Annotated in this window: 12 protein-coding genes and 1 pseudogene; all 13 read right to left on the bottom strand. The window is 42.8% G+C overall.

Annotated features, from left to right (window positions below):
- Positions 1-14 precede the first annotated feature (14 nt).
- Positions 15-1,163, bottom strand: coding sequence for a hypothetical protein (locus G593_RS0103980; RefSeq protein ID WP_330360788.1), 1,149 nt, complete (start codon positions 1,161-1,163; stop codon positions 15-17).
- A gap of 37 nt (positions 1,164-1,200) precedes the next feature.
- A complete protein-coding gene (ltrA, locus tag G593_RS0103975) occupies positions 1,201-2,838 on the bottom strand; it encodes a group II intron reverse transcriptase/maturase (protein WP_029730846.1) in 1,638 nt (545 codons plus the stop codon).
- Positions 2,839-3,436: 598 nt separating this feature from the next.
- The gene (locus tag G593_RS21695; protein WP_330360787.1) at positions 3,437-10,843 is read right to left on the bottom strand and encodes an Eco57I restriction-modification methylase domain-containing protein; all 7,407 of its coding nucleotides are present in this window, start codon (positions 10,841-10,843) and stop codon (positions 3,437-3,439) included.
- A gap of 27 nt (positions 10,844-10,870) precedes the next feature.
- On the bottom strand, positions 10,871-12,985 hold the full coding sequence (locus G593_RS0103965; RefSeq protein ID WP_029730844.1) for a type IA DNA topoisomerase: 2,115 nt from the start codon (positions 12,983-12,985) through the stop codon (positions 10,871-10,873).
- Between the two features lie 72 nt (positions 12,986-13,057).
- Positions 13,058-13,723: a CD1107 family mobile element protein gene (locus tag G593_RS0103960; protein WP_029730843.1), complete on the bottom strand. Its 666-nt coding sequence runs from the start codon at positions 13,721-13,723 to the stop codon at positions 13,058-13,060.
- Complete coding sequence (locus G593_RS0103955; RefSeq protein WP_029730842.1) at positions 13,713-14,048, bottom strand: DUF4315 family protein; 336 nt, start codon at positions 14,046-14,048, stop codon at positions 13,713-13,715. Before G593_RS0103955 ends, G593_RS0103960 begins: the two co-directional genes overlap by 11 nt.
- Before the next feature lie 16 nt (positions 14,049-14,064).
- Positions 14,065-16,494, bottom strand: coding sequence for a C40 family peptidase (locus tag G593_RS0103950; protein WP_029730841.1), 2,430 nt, complete (start codon positions 16,492-16,494; stop codon positions 14,065-14,067).
- A 5-nt stretch (positions 16,495-16,499) separates the two neighbouring features.
- Complete coding sequence (locus G593_RS0103945) at positions 16,500-16,946, bottom strand: hypothetical protein (protein WP_029730840.1); 447 nt, start codon at positions 16,944-16,946, stop codon at positions 16,500-16,502.
- On the bottom strand, positions 16,915-17,706 hold the full coding sequence (gene srtB, locus G593_RS0103940) for a class B sortase (protein ID WP_029730839.1): 792 nt from the start codon (positions 17,704-17,706) through the stop codon (positions 16,915-16,917). Before srtB ends, G593_RS0103945 begins: the two co-directional genes overlap by 32 nt.
- A 16-nt stretch (positions 17,707-17,722) precedes the next feature.
- Positions 17,723-20,146 (bottom strand): VirB4-like conjugal transfer ATPase, CD1110 family, encoded by a 2,424-nt coding sequence (locus tag G593_RS0103935; protein WP_330360793.1) that lies wholly within the window; start codon positions 20,144-20,146, stop codon positions 17,723-17,725.
- A gap of 382 nt (positions 20,147-20,528) precedes the next feature.
- Positions 20,529-20,897, bottom strand: a complete 369-nt coding sequence (locus G593_RS0103930) for a PrgI family protein (RefSeq protein WP_029730837.1) — start codon at positions 20,895-20,897, stop codon at positions 20,529-20,531.
- Positions 20,898-20,921: 24 nt separating this feature from the next.
- Entirely contained in the window at positions 20,922-21,791 is an 870-nt protein-coding gene (locus G593_RS0103925; protein ID WP_029730836.1) for a VirB6/TrbL-like conjugal transfer protein, CD1112 family, read from the bottom strand.
- Between the two features lie 27 nt (positions 21,792-21,818).
- Positions 21,819-21,914: pseudogene (locus G593_RS19260) on the bottom strand (Maff2 family mobile element protein); the annotation flags it as partial.
- Positions 21,915-22,045 lie beyond the last annotated feature (131 nt).

Genomic DNA, 22,045 nt, shown 5'->3' with positions numbered 1-22,045 from the left:
TGACGGGATATCCTTTATAACTCCTGTTCGTGTTTCTTTTTTGGTTTCTGCTGTGTTTCGCCTGTCTGCTCCTGCTGTTTCTGTTCTTTTAGTCTTTCCAGAACAGACGTTTTATGAACACTGTCTGCGATTCTGTCCTGACGTTCCTCTGGCACGTTTACTTCCGGGTTTTCCCCGATGCCCTCATCTGCCAGAAGATTTTCTCCCCCTTTCTCATCCATGTTGAGCATGGCATTTAATTCTGCCAGACGTTCCATTTTTTCACTCAGTTCCGCTTCTTTCGGGAATGGCTTCTGTACCTCTTCCTGTGCAGTCTTTAACTGCTGTTGTACCGTTTCCAGATTCTGCTCGGTATCTGCCAGCTTTTTCCCGATTGCAGAAAGTGCATTATGAATCCTCTGGATATTGCCCAGAGTATCCTTTCCGAACTCAATCTTATAAGAACATTTTCCCTTGATCGTCATGGTATAAGTATTCGACAGGAAATTATATTCTGAAGAAAGTGCAAAACCATGATATTCTCCAATCTGCCCGGCTGATTTTACGGACTTCAAACCGGATGCTGCTGAAATGAGTGCAACTCCCGCTTCCTTTTTATCGGTATACAGCTTTCCACCGACTGTCATTGCAAAGTGGTCATTATCCTGTAAATCTACTTCTTTTACCACATCTGCATCCACACGCATACCGGCAATTTTCTCCTTCAATGCTGCAATCTGTACCGGATACCGCTTTGCAATATCCGATTCCAGACGATAGATCTGACTGGTGTGGTTTGCTTTCAGAAGTTTCAGTTTACTTACCTGCACATCCAGATCCATTTTTTCTTTGATGTACTCGTTTCCTGTTGCCAGTGCTTTGATCTCTGCATAGGACAGGGCTGTATCATCTACATCTTCACAGGCACGCACCGGGGATTTACTGGTCATGATCTGTGAAATAAACTTCTGCTTGTTTTCCAGAATCTGCCACATGTACGAATCAAACGTATTTTCCGTTACATACCGGAAGATTTTTACCTTGTCATTCTGGTTTCCCTGCCTGAGAATACGTCCCTCCTGCTGTTCCAGATCTGACGGTTTGTCGAGTAGGTCAGCGGTATTACTACCGCCTTCCCCTCTAAGAACCGTGCGTGAGAGTTTCCCCTCACACGGCTCAAGCAATTCAAAGCATCTACCAATATAGATGCCGGCTAGTCAACTAACGGTTTTGTTTGTAACACTTATCATGCACAAGATAACGGACAGTCTGACCGCTTACTTTCTTTTCTCGTACATTCCATTGTGTTTCAGCAGTAATCTCTTGCCCACATATCGGACACTTCCTCTCCTGCTTATTCCACATATAAAGCAAAGATTTTCTCCCCTTGAGGGACATTAGCATCTTATACGTCATCCGTTCTTCAAAATACTCCTTCCATTCTCTATCAAAAGGATTGGCTTCACTGACAATCTTTTTATGTCGCATAATTTTCGTCTCAAATGCCAGCTTTAATGGGAAAATATCCTCTTTTCCATTTTTGTTTAAGACAACTAAAAATCGCCAATTCCTGTTCTTATAGTGGTGGAAATATTTCTTTAAAACCCAAGGTTTTCCCTTTTTCGGATGTCGTCTTTTCGCCCACTGCCACAATTTGCGGAATATCTGGTCATCCACTCTTTGGAATGTCTTTGATGACGCTCCGCACCTGTAATAATTCGCCCACCCTGTTATCTTTGGATTTAAGAGCCTTATCAATGTTTCCTGCTTGCAAGATTTATTACTATCTATCGTATAGCGGATTCCATCTAAAAATTTCTTTACACATTTCTTTGACGGTTGTGTTAACAGAACGCCTTTAAACTTTCTGATGTTAAAGCCAAGAAAATCAAATCCGTCACCAATGTGTGTGATAACCGTTTTTTCCTCCGATAATTCCAGTCCTCTTTCCGCAAGAAACTCAACCAGCATTGGTTTAATTTCTCTTTCCAAAACTTCTTTTTCTGCACTTGTGATGATGAAGTCATCTGCATAACGCACCAGATTTACCATAGGAGAATAATGCTTTCCTTTACGGCAGATGCGTTTGTATTTCTGTGCAAGAATCGGCTGAATACCGTCCAATGTCATGTTTGCAAGTGTTGGTGAAATAATTCCACCCTGCATCGTTCCTTCTTCGGTTTTGAACAATTCCCCCTTAAAGATAACTCCGCATTTTAACCATTTCTTCAATATCACTTTATCCGTTGGAATATTTGCAAGCAGCCAATCATGGCTGATATGGTCAAAACACCCTTTAATATCTCCTTCTAAAATCCATTGCGGAGAATATCCATGTGATAGAACCGTATGGCATTGCTGAATTGCATCCTGACAGCATCTTTCTTTTCTGAATCCATAAGAATGTGCATCCGCTGTCATTTCTGCAAGCGGTTCAAGTGCCATCAAATATAACGCCTGCATTGCTCTGTCTTTCATTGTTGGTATCCCTAGTGGACGCAGCTTTCCATTCGCTTTCTTAATAAATACTCTGCGTAATGGCTGTGGCTTATAACCGTTCCTCTTTAAATCCAGAACAGCTTCATACTTTGCTTTGTCAGTAGACCATAAAACTCCGTCTACTCCAGATGTTTTCTTACCTTCGTTAGTTGTCACTCTTTTTACAGCAATCGCTTTCGCCGCAAAAGAATGTGTCAGCGTCCACTGCAAAGCCTGTACTTTGCCGTGTCTGCCTTCTTTTCTAGCCTTTACAATACGTTCTTGTAGCTTTTTAACCTGTGCTTCACATTTCTTCCAGTCAATAGATTTCCATGCAAACTCATGGTCAGTAGCCGCACACGTTGTTTGATTAACGTTCATTTGCTTTGCTCCTTTCAAAAGTTCTATAAGTTTCTTGTAAAGAATTACCTACCGTAGAAGTCTGCACCCTTTCGGGTTAGGGCAAATCTTGAACCCCTATCCATTCCATTACAGAATGGCATTCGCTTTTTCTACAATCCCATACCTGCACTTCTATCGGTTTTCCTTACGGAAAACTTTCCTGTAAAAAAAACAGGAGAAATACAGGCTTACCTTGTTTCACATAGATAACAACGAGTAGGTTAGGCTCTGTCTCATCCACCGGCGGTGCTTCTATCCGTGTAATCCTACCATGGAGAGGATTAACCGACCGCTTCCCATTTTGGGCTGGAGCCTATCAGCATCTTTGGCTCTTTGGACTTTACGATGTTTAATTAACAGTTCACGTATGTTAGCCATACTACTCAAGCCTTGCTCCCTAACCGCATTGATGCTCGCAGATTCGCTTCTGCCTCACGGCTTCGGCTTTACCACTTACGTGGAGGGCTACTTTGTCATGCCAGCTTCCCAACACCGTCATTGCTTCTGATGCAGGTGGCACTAGGCTACCGCTAACGGAATAGCGGGTTTAATCAATATTTCGTTGTTAAACAATTATCTATGCGACTTCAAGTCGCACCCAAGGGCAGTCCAGATGATGCAGTGCAAGTAGTCTGTCCTGGACGTTGGTACCAGCACCGAGTTTTGGAGTGGAACCCATCAAGATTCTTACCTGCCCGGCCCGCACCTTTGCAAACAGCTCCGCTTTTTTCACCTCCGTATTGTACTCATGGATAAATGCGATCTGCTCTTTCGGGATTCCCCGTTCCACCAGCTTATTTCTCACATCATCATAAACATTGAATGTTCCGTCAGTTTTCGGTGTGCTGAGGTCACAGAAAATCAGCTGGGTAGCCTGTGTATCTTTTCCGTCCTCCCATACCTGGAAAGCATTCTCCACGCAGGCATTTACCTTGCTTTCCCCTGCATCTGGCAGCATATCATTTAAAAGCCTCTGGTCTAATGCACATTTTCTTCCATCATTGGTAATTTTGAGCATGTTATCTACCCTTGGATCTACCGCACCTCCCCTAACCTGCTCTGCACGTTCTGAAAATGCTTCCACCATTTCTTTCTGCTCATCGCTCGGTTTTAATACTTCATTGATATATTCTGCTTCCGGTACAGGAAGATTCAACATGTCCGCAGTCTGAATATCTGCTGTTTCCTTAAATATGGAAATCAGTTCCGGAAGATTAAAAAAACGGGCAAATCGTGTTTTTGCACGATAGCCCGTCCCTTCCGGTGACAATTCGATTGCTGTAACTGTTTCTCCAAAAGTCGCTGCCCACGAATCAAAATGTCCCATTCCCATATTCATTAAAGTATCATACTGGAGGTATCTCATAATGGTGTATAATTCGGTCATACTGTTTGATACGGGTGTTCCCGTTGCAAACGTGATTCCTTTTCCCCCGGTAATCTCATCCATGTACCTGCATTTCATAAACATATCTGAACTTTTCTGTGCATCGGTCTGTGAAATGCCTGCCACATTCCGCATTTTAGTGTATAAAAAAAGATTTTTGTAATAATGTGACTCGTCCACAAACAGCCTGTCCACGCCTAACTGCTCAAAAGTCACAACATCATCCTTTCGTGTCTGGTCATTTAATTTTTCCAGTTTTGCTTTCAGGGTTTTCTTCGTCTTTTCCATCTGTTTAACGGTATACTGCTCCCCGACCTGCGTCTTTGCTGATTCAATAGAAAATGTAATATCTGCAATCTGATCTTCCAGCAATGCAATCTGTCTTTCCCTGGAAAGCGGGATTTTCTCGAACTGGCTGTGTCCAATAATGACCGCATCATAATCCCCTGTTGCGATTCTGGAACAGAACCGTTTTCTGTTTGCCGGTTCAAAGTCTTTCTTCGTTGCCACCAGAATATTTGCTCCCGGATATAAGCGTAAAAAATCACTTCCCCACTGTTCCAGTAAATGGTTTGGAACCACATAAAGGCTCTTTTGTGCCAGTCCCAGACGCTTGCTCTCCATACCGGCTGCGATCATCTGGAATGTCTTACCTGCACCTACGCAGTGTGCGAGCAGTGTATTATTTCCATAAAGGATATGTGCCACTGCATTTTTCTGATGCTCCATCAGCTTAATTTCCGGATTCATTCCGACAAACTGGATATGACTGCCATCATATTCTCTTGGTCTTACACTGTTAAACCGTTCATTATAAATTTTGCAGAGCGTTTCCCGTCGGCTCATATCCTTAAAAATCCACTCTTTAAATTCCTCCCGGATCAGTTCCTGCTTCTGCTGCGCCAGAGTAGTTTCTTTTCGGTTCAGTACCCGGTGTTCCCCATCCGCATCATGTATTGTGTCATAAATTTTTGTGTCACGCAGATTCAGTGCATCCTCCAACAAGCGATAAGCATTTGCCCTCTGTGTTCCATAAGTTGATGTGGAAAGTGGATTATTGCTGCTATCCACATTCTTTCCCTTTACATTCCACTGTCCAGTCACTTCCGCATACTGCACTTTAATACGCTCATAATTGATATGGTGTCGTGGTGTATGGAATGTTTCTGCCATGAACTCTGTAATATAGTCCGGAGAAATCCATGTTGCACCAAGCCTTGCTTCAATCTCGGAAGCATCCAGGTCTTTCGGCTGTACCCGTTCCAGTGCCTGCACATTGACCATATATTCCGGATGGTTTTCTGCAAACTGCCTTGCAACGTTCAGCTTCTCCCTGACATTCCCGGAAAGATACTCGTCGGATGGCTCCCATTTATCTGTAAGCGGATTTTTGAAGATAACACCTGTAAGCTCCTCTGTGACCTCTTCCTCTGTTTTCCCTGTAAGCTCCATCATATAAGGAATATCCACTTTCGCCTTTTCCCCTATAGATACCGCCAGTGCCTCACTTGCAGTATCTACCGATGTTACCGGCTCTGCCCTGCGGATCGTCCTTTTCGTAAATATGTCTGCTTTCCGCTTCAACTCGCCCTTTTCATCCAGAAATTCAAGGGAAGTCAAAAGGCAATAGCTGCTGTCCATGCTGAACGCTCTTTTATTTGCATTGCTGCTGAGTAGTCCATACTTGGCAGTAAAACTGTCATAAACCTGATTCAACTCAGCCTGTAAGCTGGCAACCTCTTCATCACTGCATTCATCCAACTGCCGTTCCAAAAGCCTGTTTGTTGCATCCCGGATGGCAACCATACCTCTGACACGTTCGCCTGTCACAACGGGAAGTTCCATCTTATTCATAGCAGAATTTTCCCTGTAATAAATATTCTCTCCGACAAGTGCAAAGCTGAAGTTCTTAATGTTCGGATCTGCCGGTATGGATACCACCTTTTCTTCCAATTCCGTATCCGAAATCTCCTGCTCTGTAATAGTTCCCTGGATATGCTTTACCGCTTCTTTTAACTGCTCTGCCAGATCTGCTCCCTCTTTTGCCTTTACCGTCACTTCCTGTTTTCCGTACTGGGTACTTTCTGTTGTGAAATCCCCAAGCACCATTTTCGGATGATCTGCAAAATAGGAATTGACTGTATAGCCTTCTGACGTGGTTTTTAACTGTACCCAGTCTGGCTCTGTGATTGCAGCCCTGTCCCTTTTCTGGAAAAACAGAATATCCGCAACCACACTGGTATTGGCATTTCTCTGGAAAGCATTGTTCGGTAAGCGGATTGCCCCTAGCAGATCTGCCCGGTTTGCAAAATACTGTCGGACTTCCGGATTCTGTTTATCCATTGTACCGCTTGATGTAACAACTGCCACCACTCCTCCCGGACGTACCAGGTCTAAGGATTTTGCAATAAAATAATCATGAATCATAAAATGGTATCTGTCATACTTGCGGTCACTGACCTGATATGCCCCAAACGGTACATTTCCAATCACACAGTCAAAAAAACTGTCCGGGTAACTGGTTTCCTCAAATCCCTGTACTGCAATCCTGTTCTTCTGGTAAAGCTGTTTCGCGATCTGCCCGGAAACCGGATCAAGCTCCACGCCGTACATATTTGCAGCACTCATGCTTTCCGGTAAAAGTCCCATAAAGTTACCAACTCCACAGGATGGCTCCAGGATATTTCCCTGTTTCAGTCCCATATTTCCAAGTGCTTCATACATAGCCTTGATAACCGTCGGAGAAGTATAAAAGGCATTCAACGTTGATGCCCTTGCTGCACTGTATTCTTCTGGCGTGAGGACTCCTTTTAACTGCGTGTATTCCTCTGCCCAGGCACTGTTTCTTTCTTCAAAAGCCTGTGGAATACCGCCCCATCCAACATATCTTGACAACACTTCCTGTTCTTCCGATGTTGCTAATCTCTGCTCCTGTTCCAGTTCCTTCAGCAGCCGGATAGCTTCCATATTTGCTTTAAACTTTGCTTTCGGACCGCCAGCACCAAGGTCATCGTCTGTAATATGGAAATTATGAGGTTCCTGTTCCTGCACCTGTTCATTCTGCAGATATGGTAAAAATTCTCCCTCATAGCCAAACAGTTCGTTCTCCCCTGGAATATAATTTCGTCCGGTTTCCATACACCGGAAAATATCAGCTTTTGATGAACCACTCGCTTCGTAGAATCCTGCATAGGAATATAAAATATCATCTTCTCGCTCGTAGGTAGTCAAGTGCAATTCTGTATTTCCTCTTGTCTGGTTTACCAGTTCTTTCCCTTCCAGACCTTGCGGAAGAATCCCCACTGCTTCAAAATGATACCCCTGATATTCAAATACATTCTCGTCCCACTGTTCCTGTACAATTACAGATTCCGGCTCAGATTCTGATTCTTGTAAATCCAGTTCCTGTCGTACTCTGGTAATTTCTTCTGGATTCATGACATGATCTGTATATGGCTCGATCATATCCTCCTGCCATCTGTCATTATCATTCCAGATTTTTTCTGAAATGTCAGAAACCAACTGTATCTGTTCCGGTGAAAAGTCTGGATTCAGTACTGGTTCTAACATACGCTCCTGTTCAGCCAGCTTTCGGATAACAGCCATCTGTTCCTCGGAAAAATCCTCTACAGATTTTCCAACTGTATCCATACTGTCATAGATCAGTTCGCCTACACGACTTTTTAATACATAATCATCCTCATAAAAGCCATCTTCCCACAATTCTTTTGCTTCTTCAAAGGACATATGCGGATCTGCCTCTGGTTCTTCATTTTGTATCTCTTCCACTTCTGCAGCTGATTCTTCTACTTCCGGTTCTTCCGTAATTTCCTCTGGTTCAGAATTACTCATAATGTCAAATAAAGACATCTGGTATCCTGTCAAACCTTCCGTCTGCTCTGCTACTTCCTGTGCCGGGAAAATCGTATAGCTGCCCTCCACATACTGATGTACTTCTGTTAAAAGCTGTAATTTCTTCTCATAAGTTTCATTTACTGATTCAAAATCCAATGGCAGCATTGCCAGTGCATCGTCCATCGCCTGTAACAGTTTCTGTGCCTGTTCCGAATCATTCAGCATAGCAGGTAATTCTTTTTTTGCTTCTTCATTGAAGAAATCCTGTTTAAATGGACGCTCAATTTCTTCTGGCAGTCTTGCATAAAAGCTGATCACTTTCCCTGCAATTCGTTCCCTTTCATAATCTGGCATACGGGAATAATCAGCAGAATGTAAAAACTGTTGATTATCAATCAGATAACCGACTCTTTTCGCCACTTTTGCCCAGGGAAGCAACACCGAAGTATCTGGATTCCCATAGGTTCCTCTCTCCAGTTTCAACCCTTTTCCGTCATAATCTGCATGGGAATTATCTGCACCACATAAAGCGTGGCTACAACCACCTGTACCGTATTTTTCCTTAATAAAATCTGTTCTCGCTTTATCATCTTCATTCAGAAGATAAAACGAATAGGTAGAAAGCCTGCCATCAGAATAAGGGCCTCCACCGGCAAGAAAAGCGTCTATTTCATCCTGAGTAATAAACACCTTATGTTCCTGCCATGTAAAGCCATCCCTTGCACTGTATGGAACCACTTCTACTGCAAATTTCTGGAACTGACTGGATATTCTGACTGGGTTATAGGTACGGAACCGCATAATGCTTCTATCTTCCTCATAAGCCATTGCCAGTCCTTCCAGACGCTCATTCATATCTGACAGCCACTGTGAATCTGACAACTTTTCTTCCAGATAATCTGTTATTTCCGGATAAATACTGCGAAGATATGGTAAATCCTCTTCATCAAAAACAAGTTCCGCTACACCCTCTGCCATATCCGCTTTCATATAGGCAAGTGCCTGGGCATGTTCCTTTACTGCGTTCTCCCTTGCAACATCGAGTACAGACTGCGGTGCATATTCACCCTGTTTCAAAAGCTGATGGATACGTCCACTCACATCTTCCCAGGATAAAAACACCTTATCCAGAATCTGATCTGTAACCGTATGTCCTACTGCAATCTGCAATCCGGTTTCATCAAACCAGACCGAATACTCCATACCATTGATTTCAAAGCCTTTTCCACCAGTCCCATACTCCCGCTTCACAAACTCCGTATATTCCTCCGGTGTCTGTTCGCTCATAAAATTATAGATAATACGAAGCTGGCTCTTACTTCGGTTTCCTCCGGTTCTTAAAACCTCATCGACCACTTCACTTGGAATGGCAATCTCTCCTGCATAAAGGGCAGCTACTCTGTTTTCAATTTCTCGTTTCTGTTCATTTACAGACGGAAGTTTTGGCAAAGATAAAGCAGAGGCAATTTCTTCCTCTGCTTTACTTAACTGATCTTCACTTGTATCTTCAATTAACTGTATACCAATTCCGTCAAGATGCTCTCTTCCGCTGTTGCCGTCAGACTGTTCATATGTGCTGCCCACGCCATCGGGTTCTCCTCTTTCGACGGTGCCGGATTCTTCTCCAACAGTTTCTCCATCAGTACTTCCAATCTCTCCTGTGCCGCTTTCTCGATCTCCTCCAGATGGCTGTTCAATTTCCCGGTCAGCAACAGGCTCTGGTACAGGCTGTTCTTGTACTCCTTCAGAAATGTCCTCCGCAACATTCCGTATTTCCCGATCTGTGCTTCTGTTTCCTGAATTGTCAGGTTTGGAAACAGATAATCCCCTTTTCGATGATATGTCAGTGCCATACTCATTTCCTCCTTCATTTTCCTGTGAATATTCTTTTTCTGTAATAGTATCGTTGTTTTCTTTGCTTTCACGAATTAACGTGTTAAAGTTATTATAATTCCTTTCTTCTGAATTTTCAATACCTTTTTTCATTTCTTCTAATGAAATGCGATGTACATATCTTCCAATATCCACCAGAACTGATTCACTCGCTCTGCTTGTGGCATTTCCAATGAATGTCAGCACAGAGAGGCAATTGTAATCTGTAATATGTACAAAATCCATTTCCTCCTGCCGTTCCATTGGATCAAGTCCGCATCTGGAAGCAAGTGTATAATAAATGCTGTCCGTCAACAGACTTCGGAACTCACTGCGGATGGTATCTTCCTCCAGTTCTTCCAGATAGGTTCCCTCTGTCACATACAACAGACCATCCAGATACTCCTCCAGATTTTCCTCCACCATATACCTAGCGGTTGCCATCAAAGCGTCAGAAAGATTTTTCGTATCTTTCGCTTCCAATCCATAAACTTCTTCCAGGTGAAGCAATACCTCTTCCTGCTGTTCTTCCTGTAGTTTCCACAGATACGGTGTTCTTCCACCATTTACCATATGGGTATCCTGAACATCGAATACATATCGAAGTCTTGTTTTCTGCGTGGTTTCATCTATAAGGGCAATTCCTTTTGCCCCTCTGTTTACCCACCGGAACATTTTTTGATTCCATAATTCCAGCGACGCACAGGCAGTTGCCTGTGGACGCTGTGCATGAATCAGAAGCTGATCCATAAATGGGTATCGGTATAATCTGGCTGCGGTATCCAGATAGTTCATCCAGTCCCTGGGCGAACTGCTGATACTGGATGCATGTGCTTCTGCAAGACCTCTTATATCTTCCAATCGAGCCATAACCTTATTCCTCCTTCCGTCAGTTCTTTATTTTTTCTTTTTGTTGCTGTTTGTTTTCTTTTTAGGAAATTCCAGACTGAATCTGGCTTTTCCATCTTCCACCCCAAGTACAAGGTCAGCATCAAATTTGCTGTCTTTTTTCTTGGAATACAGTCCTTTTATATGAGTACGTCCCCTTTTCAGAAGCTCCACAGCCATCTTTTTATCCATTGATTTTTTCATACTTTCCAGAAACCTATTTGACTTCCATAAAGCAAACGGACAGCTTCTGTCAGAACAGTAATAATTGCTCTTACCCTCATATACATCGGAACCGCATATTGGACATTTCCCGATTACTTCCCTTGCAGTCTGAAAACGACTTCGTTCTTCTTCCGGAATCGCCCTGCATACAGAAAGGATCTCAGTAATCATAGATACAATCCCATCCATAAATTCATCATCCCGAACTTTTCCCTTTTCCATCATCAGAAGCTGATTCTCCCATTCTGCTGTCAGGCTTGCAGATTTCAGATTCTCCGTCATTACATGAATCAGCTCACAGCCTGCCGCCGTAGGAAGAATCTGTTTTCCTTTACGTTCTGCATACCCGGAAGATACCAGTTTCTCAATAATATTAGCTCTGGTTGCCGGTGTCCCAAGTCCCTTTTTCTCTGTTTCAGAATCAAATTCCTTATTTCCCGCTGTTTCCATCGCAGCAAGCAGAGTATCTTCGGTAAACATCTTCGGTGGGGAAGTGTAATGGGTACTCTTCTCTGCTTTCACAGAAACAAGAATCATTCCCTCCTCATACACTTCTGGAAGTCCTGTCTTATTATCTGGTTCATCAGATTTCTTATCCTTCACACAATATTTCCGAAAGGCTTCTTCCACTTCTTTAAATCCCATCTGCACAGGCAGCTTTCCTTTCGTAGCAAATTCATGTTCTTTGCACTGTACAGAAATTTCAGTCTGCTCATAAAGGTAATCTTCTCCGGTTGCCTGTACAAGCTGCTGTCCAATCAGCATCATAAGATTTTTCTTTCCATCTGAAAGTCCTCCCATACCTTTTTCTACTGCCTCTTTTGTCAGCAGGATTGCATGGTGGTCTGATACTTTTGTATTATTGATTACACGCTCTGCATTTCCTCCAGACTGTTCAGATTTCAAAAATGGGAGAAAATCTGTCATTTCATCTACAAGTGTTTCTACCGTTTCTTTCATATCTTCCGTTACATACTGGCTATCCGTTCTCGGATATGTAACCATCTTTTCCTCATACAGTTCCTGCAGCATATCCAGTGTTTTCTGAGCGGTGTATCCAAAATAACGGTTCGCCTCTCTCTGCAGACTGGTCAGATCATAAAGTTTCGGCGGTGAAATTCGTTTCTGCGCCTTTTTTACTTTTGTAACCATTGCTTCTTCCCCATCACAAAGTTTTCTTAATTCGTCTGCTTCTGCTTCAGACTGGATATTTTCTGATGTTACTGTAAGTTTCCCATCTGACAGAGAAACCTTATAATAGGCTTCTTTCTTGAAATGCTCGATTTTCTCTTTTCTTTCTGTCAGCATGGAAAGCGTTGGTGTCTGTACCCTGCCGACCACCAGGCGTTTAAAATATCTGGTTGTATAGGCTCTCGTTGCGTTCATTCCGATCAGCCAGTCTGCCTGCGCTCTGCACACCGCAGCATTACAAAGACCTGCGTATTCTTTCCCGTCCTTTAAGGTCTGGAAGCCTTTCTGAATTGCTTCATCTTCCATTGAACTGATCCACAGACGCTTCACTGGTTTTTGACAGCCTGCCAGATCATAAACTCTTTTAAAAATCAGTTCTCCCTCTCGCCCGGCGTCACAGCCATTGACCAGATACGCCACATCTTCCCGATTCATTAAGCTGCACAATACTTCAAACTGCTTCTTTTTATCCTCTGATACCTGCACTTTCCATACTTCCGGGATGATCGGTAAATCCTCAAACTGCCATTTTTCATATTTTTCATCATAAATTTCTGGTGGTGCATATTCTGCCAGATGTCCCAGGCACCAACTGACAATGCAACTGTTCCCCTCCAGATAGCCGTCCTCTCTCTGATATGCAGATAAATTCTTTGCAAGGCTCTGTGCTACACTTGGTTTCTCTGCAATCACTAAAAATTTTGCCATATTTTTCTCCTGTTCCTGTCAAAAAGGCAGTCCCAAAAGAACTGCCCTTTCTCCATACCTTATGATTTTTTGTTATTTCTGCTGATTCTCTGCATTTTCTTCATCTTCATTGATGTAACTGTCATCAGCAAATTCCAGACCTTCCTCTACAATGCCGTCCTCTTTTTTCTTTCTCAATTTTCCAAAAGCGAACATGCCAAGACCACCCAATGCCAGCGTTGCAACTGCTCCCAAAGCAATCCATCCAATCATCTTGTTAATGCCAGATTCCTGCTTTACCTCTGTTTCCGGCTGTGCTGTAGTTTCCGGTTCTGGTGTTGTAGTCGTTTCTGGAAGAACAACCGCAGATTCCTCTTTCTTTTCCGTTTCTTTGGTTTCATCTAAGAACTCTGCCAGGTCATTTTCATCCACAAGTGACATCATGTACACATTTTCAGAAGTACCGGAACGGTCAATGACCATATAAAAGGTATTTCCATTCTTTGTCTGTACAGTCAGAAACTGCTTGGTATTGTCATTCTCCTTATCATCCACAAGCTGTCCGTTTCCCGGTGTAGAAAACGGTGTTCCTTCTGTGGCAGGCTGCTCTGCAGGCTGTTCTTCTATGACCTGCTCTGTTGCTTCGGTCTGCTCTGCATTTTCATTTGCCTGTGCAAAAGCAGTCACACTGGCAGAACCAATCAGCATCGTAGCTGACAGCATGACCATCAAAATTTTTTTCATTACCTTATTCTTCATCTTCCAAATCCTCACTTTCTTCTACCTGTCCGGTTGCCACATTTCTCTCCAGACTTTCTTCTTTCTTTGCGTCTGTTTCGGAACTGTCCATAGAGAGATTGCCCTCCTCATCAAACTGCATGGTAACTGTTCCGTTCTGAATCCCATCCAGAAAAGTCAGCATCTCTCGGCTGTCCATTTTCATGGAACGGATCGCCTTGATGATTTCTGCATCCTCCATCTGCTTTTTCTGGATTTTTAGTTTCTTTACATATTCCTGTAATTCCAGAATCTTATCTTCAGTTTTCTGAATATCATCCAGAACCTTTTTTAATCGCATGTTCATATTCCATCACTCCCTTCTAATGAAGCCTTCCAAATGCCATAAAGTGTTGCTGCCAGTAAGAGCTTGCAATGCTCGTATACTGAATCGGGTTTCCACAATGGATCATCATATTATTTCCTACATAAATTCCAACATGGCTCGCTCCCGGCGTATCATAAGTTCCCTGGAAAAAGATCAGATCTCCTGGCTTTGCATCAGATGGAGATACATAGGAACAATAAGACCGAAGCCCATCTGCCGTTGTTCTTCCTACATTCCAGCCATTTCCGCAGTTATTGATTACCCAACATACGAAACCGGAACAATCAAAACTGGTAGATGGAGATGCACCGCCCCACACATACGGATAACCCAGATATTTTTCTGCTTCCCGAATCATCTTGGCAAACTGCGGATCAGAAAGTGCTTCTGCCGGAATATCATATCCAAAGCCTGCCCCGCCTGTCGGAATTGAGTTAAGGTCAAACAGATAATCACGATTTCCATAGTATTTGTTGTAAGCGTCATACTGCTCCTGTTCCTTATCTGTCATACGGTTTCTTAAAACTGCATCCAGATTATGGTTCGTGAGTGTTACATCCAAACGGTTCACTTCTCTTGTCGTTGTTACTTCTACTTCCTGACTTCCGTTGCTGTCTGCTATGTACGCTTCCCAGGTCTGATGCCCATGTGCTGATGCAGAAGCATGATCACCATAATATACATCAAACTGAACACCATATTTTGCAAATGCTCCCGTATCTTCTACTACATATTCCACTCCATTCATAATGACATGGGTTCCCATAGGCACAAATGGATTGGAAGCATCTACTGCAATCGTATGATTAGCCTGTGGATATGCGCCACTTGCAGTCGGACCACCACTCCACTGCCCGCAACAGATTGAACAGTTACAATATCCGCTGGTTACCACCTGTCCCAGTGATTCCCCAACCCTGACCTTTTTCTTTTCTGTTACAGTTTCTCGTGTCGAGTCCGTATACAACCCATACTGTTCCTTAAAAATCTCCTGGATCTCATCTGCAACCTCTGCATAGGTAAAACCGCCATACTTGACTGTCAAGTAAGAAATAAGTTGATACGGGTTGTGTCCAATCTCATCAATCTGGAACTGGAACTCATCATAGTCGGAATGGTTTGCCTTCATCTGATTGATCTGCTCATTCAGTGCATTTTCCAATGCTACATAAGCATTTTCCGCAGCATAAATATCTTCATCCTCACTGGAATAACTGGTAGAAATAATGGCATTGGAACCTCCCTGGAATAATGCAGCGCAACTTGACAGACTCGTTGCCATCAATGCAAAAAGCAGAACCATAACTCCTATCGTCAGAAGGATATTCCGGTTCTGCGCCACAATCTCCTTGACTGCTGCCTTGGCTTTCTCCGTAAATCGCTGTGCATTTACAAACACTGCATCTTTCGTAGCCTTTCCCTGTTTCGCAGCCTGATACTGTTTCTGGTAACGCTTTTTCTGCAGTAATTTCTTTAAGGCAGACTGTTTTTTCTGCTCTGCTTCTTTCTGAACCGCCTTTTTTGCCTCATTGGAAGCACTAGTTCCAAACTGCAAGCGGGATTTTTCCATTTCTTCCAGCACAGATTCCCTTAACCGGTTATTTCTCTGCCGGTTCTCTTTTAACCGTTCCCGGACGTAAATTGACTTTCTTGCAAGACTTTCTCCCGCAAGTTCCATTTGCTCTGCTGCATCAAGAGCCGCATTATCGTCGGTATCCTCTCTGATCTTTTTCTGACCATAGGCAGATGCCGTTTCAGAAACAACGGTTGCACCCTTTCTTGCCATTCCACTGCCTGGAATCATACCTTTGCCTTCATCTTCAAAGGAAAGACGGAATTTTGATTTCTTCTGTTCTTTTAGCGTCTGTTCCCTTTTCGTCTTGCCTTTGATCTCTTCCCGAAAATCTTCCATTGATTTTTCATCAACTTCTGACTTTTCATGGTAGCGTTTCTGCTCTTTTGCTGCATAGGCTGTGACCATCTTTTTCTTTCGGCTCTGCCTGTCTGGTTCCGGTGTTTCAGAATCACGTTCAGCATCCTGTCCCGGATGTCCCCGGATACTTTCTTTACGAAGTCTGGAACGTGAAACAGACGGAGATTTCTCCCCGTCTGCCTTATCCTCACTCATTTCTGAGTTTTCCATTTCATCCGCATCCGCAATTTTTTCCTGTTCCAGAAAAGCGTGTCTTGACTGTAACCTGTGTTTTCCCTCTGTTCCTTCCTCTACTGGTTCTTCTGCAGTATGAGCTTTTCTTGCCTTTCCAAAATCCAGCTCCTGTTCCCTGTGTCCGGCTGTTTTCTTCTCATCTGCCTCGCGTCTGGTAATTCGCTTCTCCTTTTTACTGCGAAGATTTTCTTCCCGAAGTCCATCCCGGCTCATCTTCTGGACAGTTTTATCCCTTGCTTTATATTCATGCTCCTGCATGGTCATCATCTCCTGATTTCATAATTTTTGTTCAGAAACGTGTTCCATCTGTTTTCAATGGCAATCGCCTTATCCTTTAATTTCACTGAAACATCAGAAAGACCACTCTGTAACTCTCGCCCCTGCGTATCTGCAAGCAGAGCCAATGAATCCATTACTTCTAACAGACCAGCAATACAAAGCATATCCTTATGCGCCATTTCTAAAAGTGATCTTTCAGATTCCCCATAAGCCCAGTAGTCTTCGCTGTCCCAGTCCCAGATACCTCCTGTTCTTGCTTTATCTGGTTTAGAATCCGGCTCTACACTGTCCTGCTCATTATCAAAAAAATCATTTTCATCGCACTTAATTTTCTCTTCCGGTTCTTCCATATCACTTATCTCATCAAACCAGTCCTTCGTCAGATCTTCGTAGCCAAATTCAAATTCTTCCGGTTCTTTCTCGGCTTTCATTTTGCTGAATTTTTTTTGCAACCACGACCATACGCCCATTCCGCTGTGAATATTCGCATGTGGACAATGTAAGCAGCTTGTCCCCATATTCTGCTGTGATTCCGGTTTCATAGATTGCTTTTCGCTTAATTTCTCTAATAAAGTACTCATAATCTGCCCCTTTCTGTGCTTTTATAAAACTGTAATAGTTAAAGTCATTTCCGGTATAAACCGGTGTTGTAAATGCTGATAATATCTGATACTGTTCATTTCCCCATATGGTACGGAACAGGATTGTTGGATGCTCCTCATAAAATCCCTTGTCTTTATATTTTTCAAGATCAGCAAACATCTTCCCACTGTTCATATGATGCCCATAGATAATCAGGTTGTCTGAATCTCCCGGCACACATTCCTCAGCAAGAAACAGACAGCCATTTGCTGAGTAGTCCCCATTAAAATCCCGATGCAGATAATAATTCTTATCTCCGGGCCTGTACATAACTGGGTAGTCTATCTTTGTTCCCTCAATCGTAAGCCACCCAATACAATCTGGATTTTCCTCATGCAATGCCAGTATTCCAGCATCTACTTCTATAAAAGAATCGCCGGAAGAATTTTCTCCCGGCTCGTCCTCTTTCTCCTGCATAAGTTCCTGCAACTCTTGCTGTAACTGATTGTCCTGTCTTTCCTGTATGAACATTCCCATCAGAAAGTAAATACTGATAGTAAGTAAAATAATCGAAACAATCATCAATATTCCTGCTATAAACCGCCTCACTCTGCCACTCCTCCTGTTAATCGTCCCTGTCTTTGATGCCAAGTTTTTCACGTTTTTCCACATCTTCCGGTTTCGATGACATTAACGCATACAGCATAAGAGAATTATCAAATCTGTCCTTAAACGGAATAATTGTATTTCCATAAAAAATCAAGCCTTCTCCTGCTCCACTGTTTGTCACATAGGAAAGCTGATGCGGAGAGATGTTAAGCTGTTTGGCAAGAATCTGTCTGTCCCCGGATGCCTGGTTAAGCATCAGAATAAAATCAGAGTTTTCAAAGATGTTCTCGATTTCTCTTGAAGCAAGCAGGTCTTTTACATTCTGTGTGATACCAGTCGGAATACCGCCCCACTTACGGAACCTCTTCCAGATTTCCACGCTATATGCTGCTGTCTGTTCTTCTTTCAGCAGCAAGTGAAACTCATCAATGTAATATCTGGTAGATTTATGTGCAGCACGATTGACTGTTACCCTGTTCCAGACCTGATCCTGAACAATCAGCATACCAAGTTTTTTAAGTTGCTTACCAAGGTCTTTAATGTCGAAACATACCAGACGGTTATTCAACTCAACATTCGTGCGATGGTTGAATACTTTAAGAGAACCATTAACATAGATTTCCAGTGCCGTTGCCAGACGCTGTGACTCTGGTTCTTCCTGCTTGCGAAGCAGATTGTATAAATCCTCCAGTATCGGCATCTTCTCTGGAACCGGATCTGCAAGATAGTCCTGATATACCAAGCGGACACAACGGTCAATAATCGTCTTTTCTACTGGCTCCAAGCCATTCTTCCCACCTACTACCAGTTCACAAAGTGAAAGAATAAAATCTGATTTCAGAGATAACGGATCGTCATCATCCGCATAATTGGTGTTAATATCCATCGGATTGATATAATCATGACTAGTTGGCGAAATACGAACAACCTGTCCATTGAATGCCCGGACTATGGGAAAATACTCGCCTTCTGGATCACAGATAATAATATCGTCCTTTGTCACGATAAAAACATTGGTAATTTCACGTTTTGCCGCAAAGGACTTACCAGCTCCCGGAGTACCCACGATCAAGCCATTCGGGTTTTTCAGTTTCTTCCTGTCAGCCATAATCAGGTTGTTAGACAAGGCATTCAGACCGTAGTAAATGGATTCTCCACCCATAAATAATTCCTGTGTCGTGAACGGAACAAAAATCGCTGTTGAAGTTGTCGTTAATGCTCTTTTAATAGGAATCCAGTTTTTTCCAAGTGGCAGACTGCTCATAAGTCCCGGTTCCTGCTGATAATCAAGCCTCTTTAATGCACAATTATATTTCTGTGCAATACCTGCGGTCTGAAATACCACATTTTCCAGTTCCTGTTTATTTTTTGCAGTATTTAAAAACACCACCGTCACAAGAAACATTCTCTCATTCCTGGATTGCAAATCTTCCAGAAGCCTCTTTGCTTCCCCTCCGTAAGTATTCAAATCAGACGGGATAATATCCATATCATATCCGGAACGAACTGCTTTTTTCTGCTCCTCAATTTTCATCCTGTTAATATCTGTAACCTTTGCTTTTACCAACTTAATCGCTTTCATCTGGTCGATGGACTGGATGTGAAGATTCACAAGCAGATTGCAGTCCATTTCCAGAAATTCCGCAAGCATTTTATCAGTCAGCTCCGGTGCCAAAATCTGCAGGTAGGATACTGCCCCGATAGTATCTCCCATCTGAAAATCTTTTCCGTTCTTAAACACAAAACTGGATGGTGCGATATAGTCCTTGGTATTCAGTCCGGTACGCAGCACATCGTCATAGCTGAACCGGAACGGAACTTTATTGTCCTGGTTGAACGTTTCATACATAATCTGCAAACGCTCCACGCCATTCAACGGATAAGCAGACACCCCTAATACCTTAAAGTTATTGAGAATATCCGTTTCGATACGCTCCAGTTTCGGTTTTGCTTCCCGGATATTGTCTGCTTCGATTCCAAATGTAAGATACTTTGTTCTGACAAGACCATTATTTCCCTTTGCCAAATGGTTTCTGAGCATCTGAGCAAACTCCATACGCAGATCATCAAAACTGTCATTCTGCTTCTTAATGCGAATCACATCTTCATATTCTGCCATATTGCTGTGATGATTGATAAAGGACAACTGGAAATGAATCGTACTGTCAAAATAGTTCAGGAAATCACACCAGTTTTCAAAAATCGCATTTTTATCTTCGTTCTGTGCCAACTGATAGTTAATATCATAAAAACGGATGGTCTTGGAATAATAACCATCTTCCACACGACAGATACCGTCTTTTCCCATTTCTCTGTATGGAATAGACTGTTGTGCGGTAATCTTCTTTTCTTTATTTCCACCACTCGTATTCCTGTTTACTTTTTTTACAGCTCCCTTTTTACCATTGGATTTTACAGAAGATGACACTGCTGGTTTCATCTTCTTTTTATATTTATTCTCTTTTTTCGCCTGTTTCTTTGCTGCTTTTTCTTCACGAGCTGCTAGCTTTGCCTCCTGCTTTGCACGTTTTTTATCTTCTTTTTCGTGTGCCTTATGAAGTTTTGCTTCATACTTCTGTGCTTTTTCCCAGGCTCGCTGCTCTCGTCTGCTTAATTTACGTCTTGGTCTGCGGATACCCCGATGTCGCTCCAGTGCTTCATACCCTGTAACCATAGGTACTCCCTTCAAACGCTGTCTGTCCTTGACAAAATCTTCTGCTTCATCCATGGCAAACACTGGTAAACCATCAGCAGAATCTGCTTCATCTAACCACCAGTCCTCTGGATAAGAAGCATCTTTGGCATGTTCTGGCAGCAATTTATCATTTTCTCTTCTTTCCACGAACTGTACCTCCCTTCGATTTTGTTATAATTTTTCTTTTCTCATACATATTTTCCACCTCATACTTTCGCAACGGAGGACGGATAAATTTTACTGTAATCATATTTTTCAGGACTTTTTCTAAAGGAAGTCCGTCTTTCTCATACATGGCAAACAAAAAAGCCGGAAGCATCAACAAACACATTCCGGTTGCCGCATTACTTGAACCAATCAATCCTCTTGCCAGGAAATAAAATGGAAGCCCTACTGCCGCTGCAATGCCAAGACAGATAAGCTGACGTTTTGTGAGGTTCAGAATAATCTTATTTTTAACTTTCGTCAGATCTTTGGGTACTGATACAAAAGCCATTTTCTATCATCTCCTTTTTTATATTTAATGTGTGTTAAACACACTCTTTGAGAAATTGGCTGTTTTCATAAGGCTGAAGCAAAGTACAACCGTATAAGCCATTACACTGAGCAATGCTGTATGCACGTTATCTGATACCTGTATATTAGCAACCAGTACGGAATAAATGCCCACACACACCATGATAAAAAATCCCTGGAATGCCAATGCGAACAATCCTCTTAAGTAATTGCTGCCAATCTGTCCCCATTCCCGATTGCTCATTGTTGCAAACGGAATTGCACCGATTGACGAATACAAGTAAATCTCAATCATACGTCCATAAAGAATGACCGTTATAAAAACGGAAATAACCTTTAAACACAGGCTTGCCAGAAGTGTTTCCAGTGCCAGTATGACCAGTTCCCCTACTTCCATTGATTCCATTGCCGTTTCCATTGAAGTGACCACCGAATCAATATTAATTGCTGTCTGATGATTGATCACTCCTGCTGCCCGGTTCACTACATTCTGTCCCACATCAAAAATTGCCATAGTAATTGTGAATGCATTACTTACGAACCAGACTGCAACCCACATTTTAAAAAAATATTTGAAGAACATCCATGTATCAATGTCATGCATGTTGTTCTTCTCTGTGAGCATGGAAATCAGCTCATAACACAGCACAAAGGTTATAATCATCCCGGCAATCGGCACGATCACAGAATCTGACAGATTCTGAATCAGACTAAATATACTGCCATTCCATCCCTGGGGCGTTTGCCCAACCTGACTTGCAATATCACCGGTTTTTTCATTTACATCGGTAAACATGTTCGTCAGGTTTGAGCTGACCATGCCTGTAAGGAGGTTACGCATCCATTCTTCTATGGACTCAAAAATCTTATCCATGCGTGTTCTCCTTTCTTACTGCCCCGGCTAAAATAAATTCGCCAGTAATGGTACAAGCTGTGTACCGATTAAAACGACACCTCCACCTGCCATAAGCTGCTTGATTCCCTGTGACTTCGCACCCGATAGCGATAGGTAATCCTTTGAAGTTATCTCCGGATTTTCCCCCGCTCCACACCGTGCATGCGACTTTCACCGCACACGGCGCTCCATCGAATTCAGCCGTCCAGGGCTTTTAAACACAACTTACACAC

The organism is Dorea sp. AGR2135 (assembly GCF_000420885.1).
Classification (GTDB): domain Bacteria; phylum Bacillota; class Clostridia; order Lachnospirales; family Lachnospiraceae; genus Dorea; species Dorea formicigenerans.
Note: the sequence above shows the minus strand (reverse complement) of the source record. Positions and strands in the feature narration are given on the sequence as shown.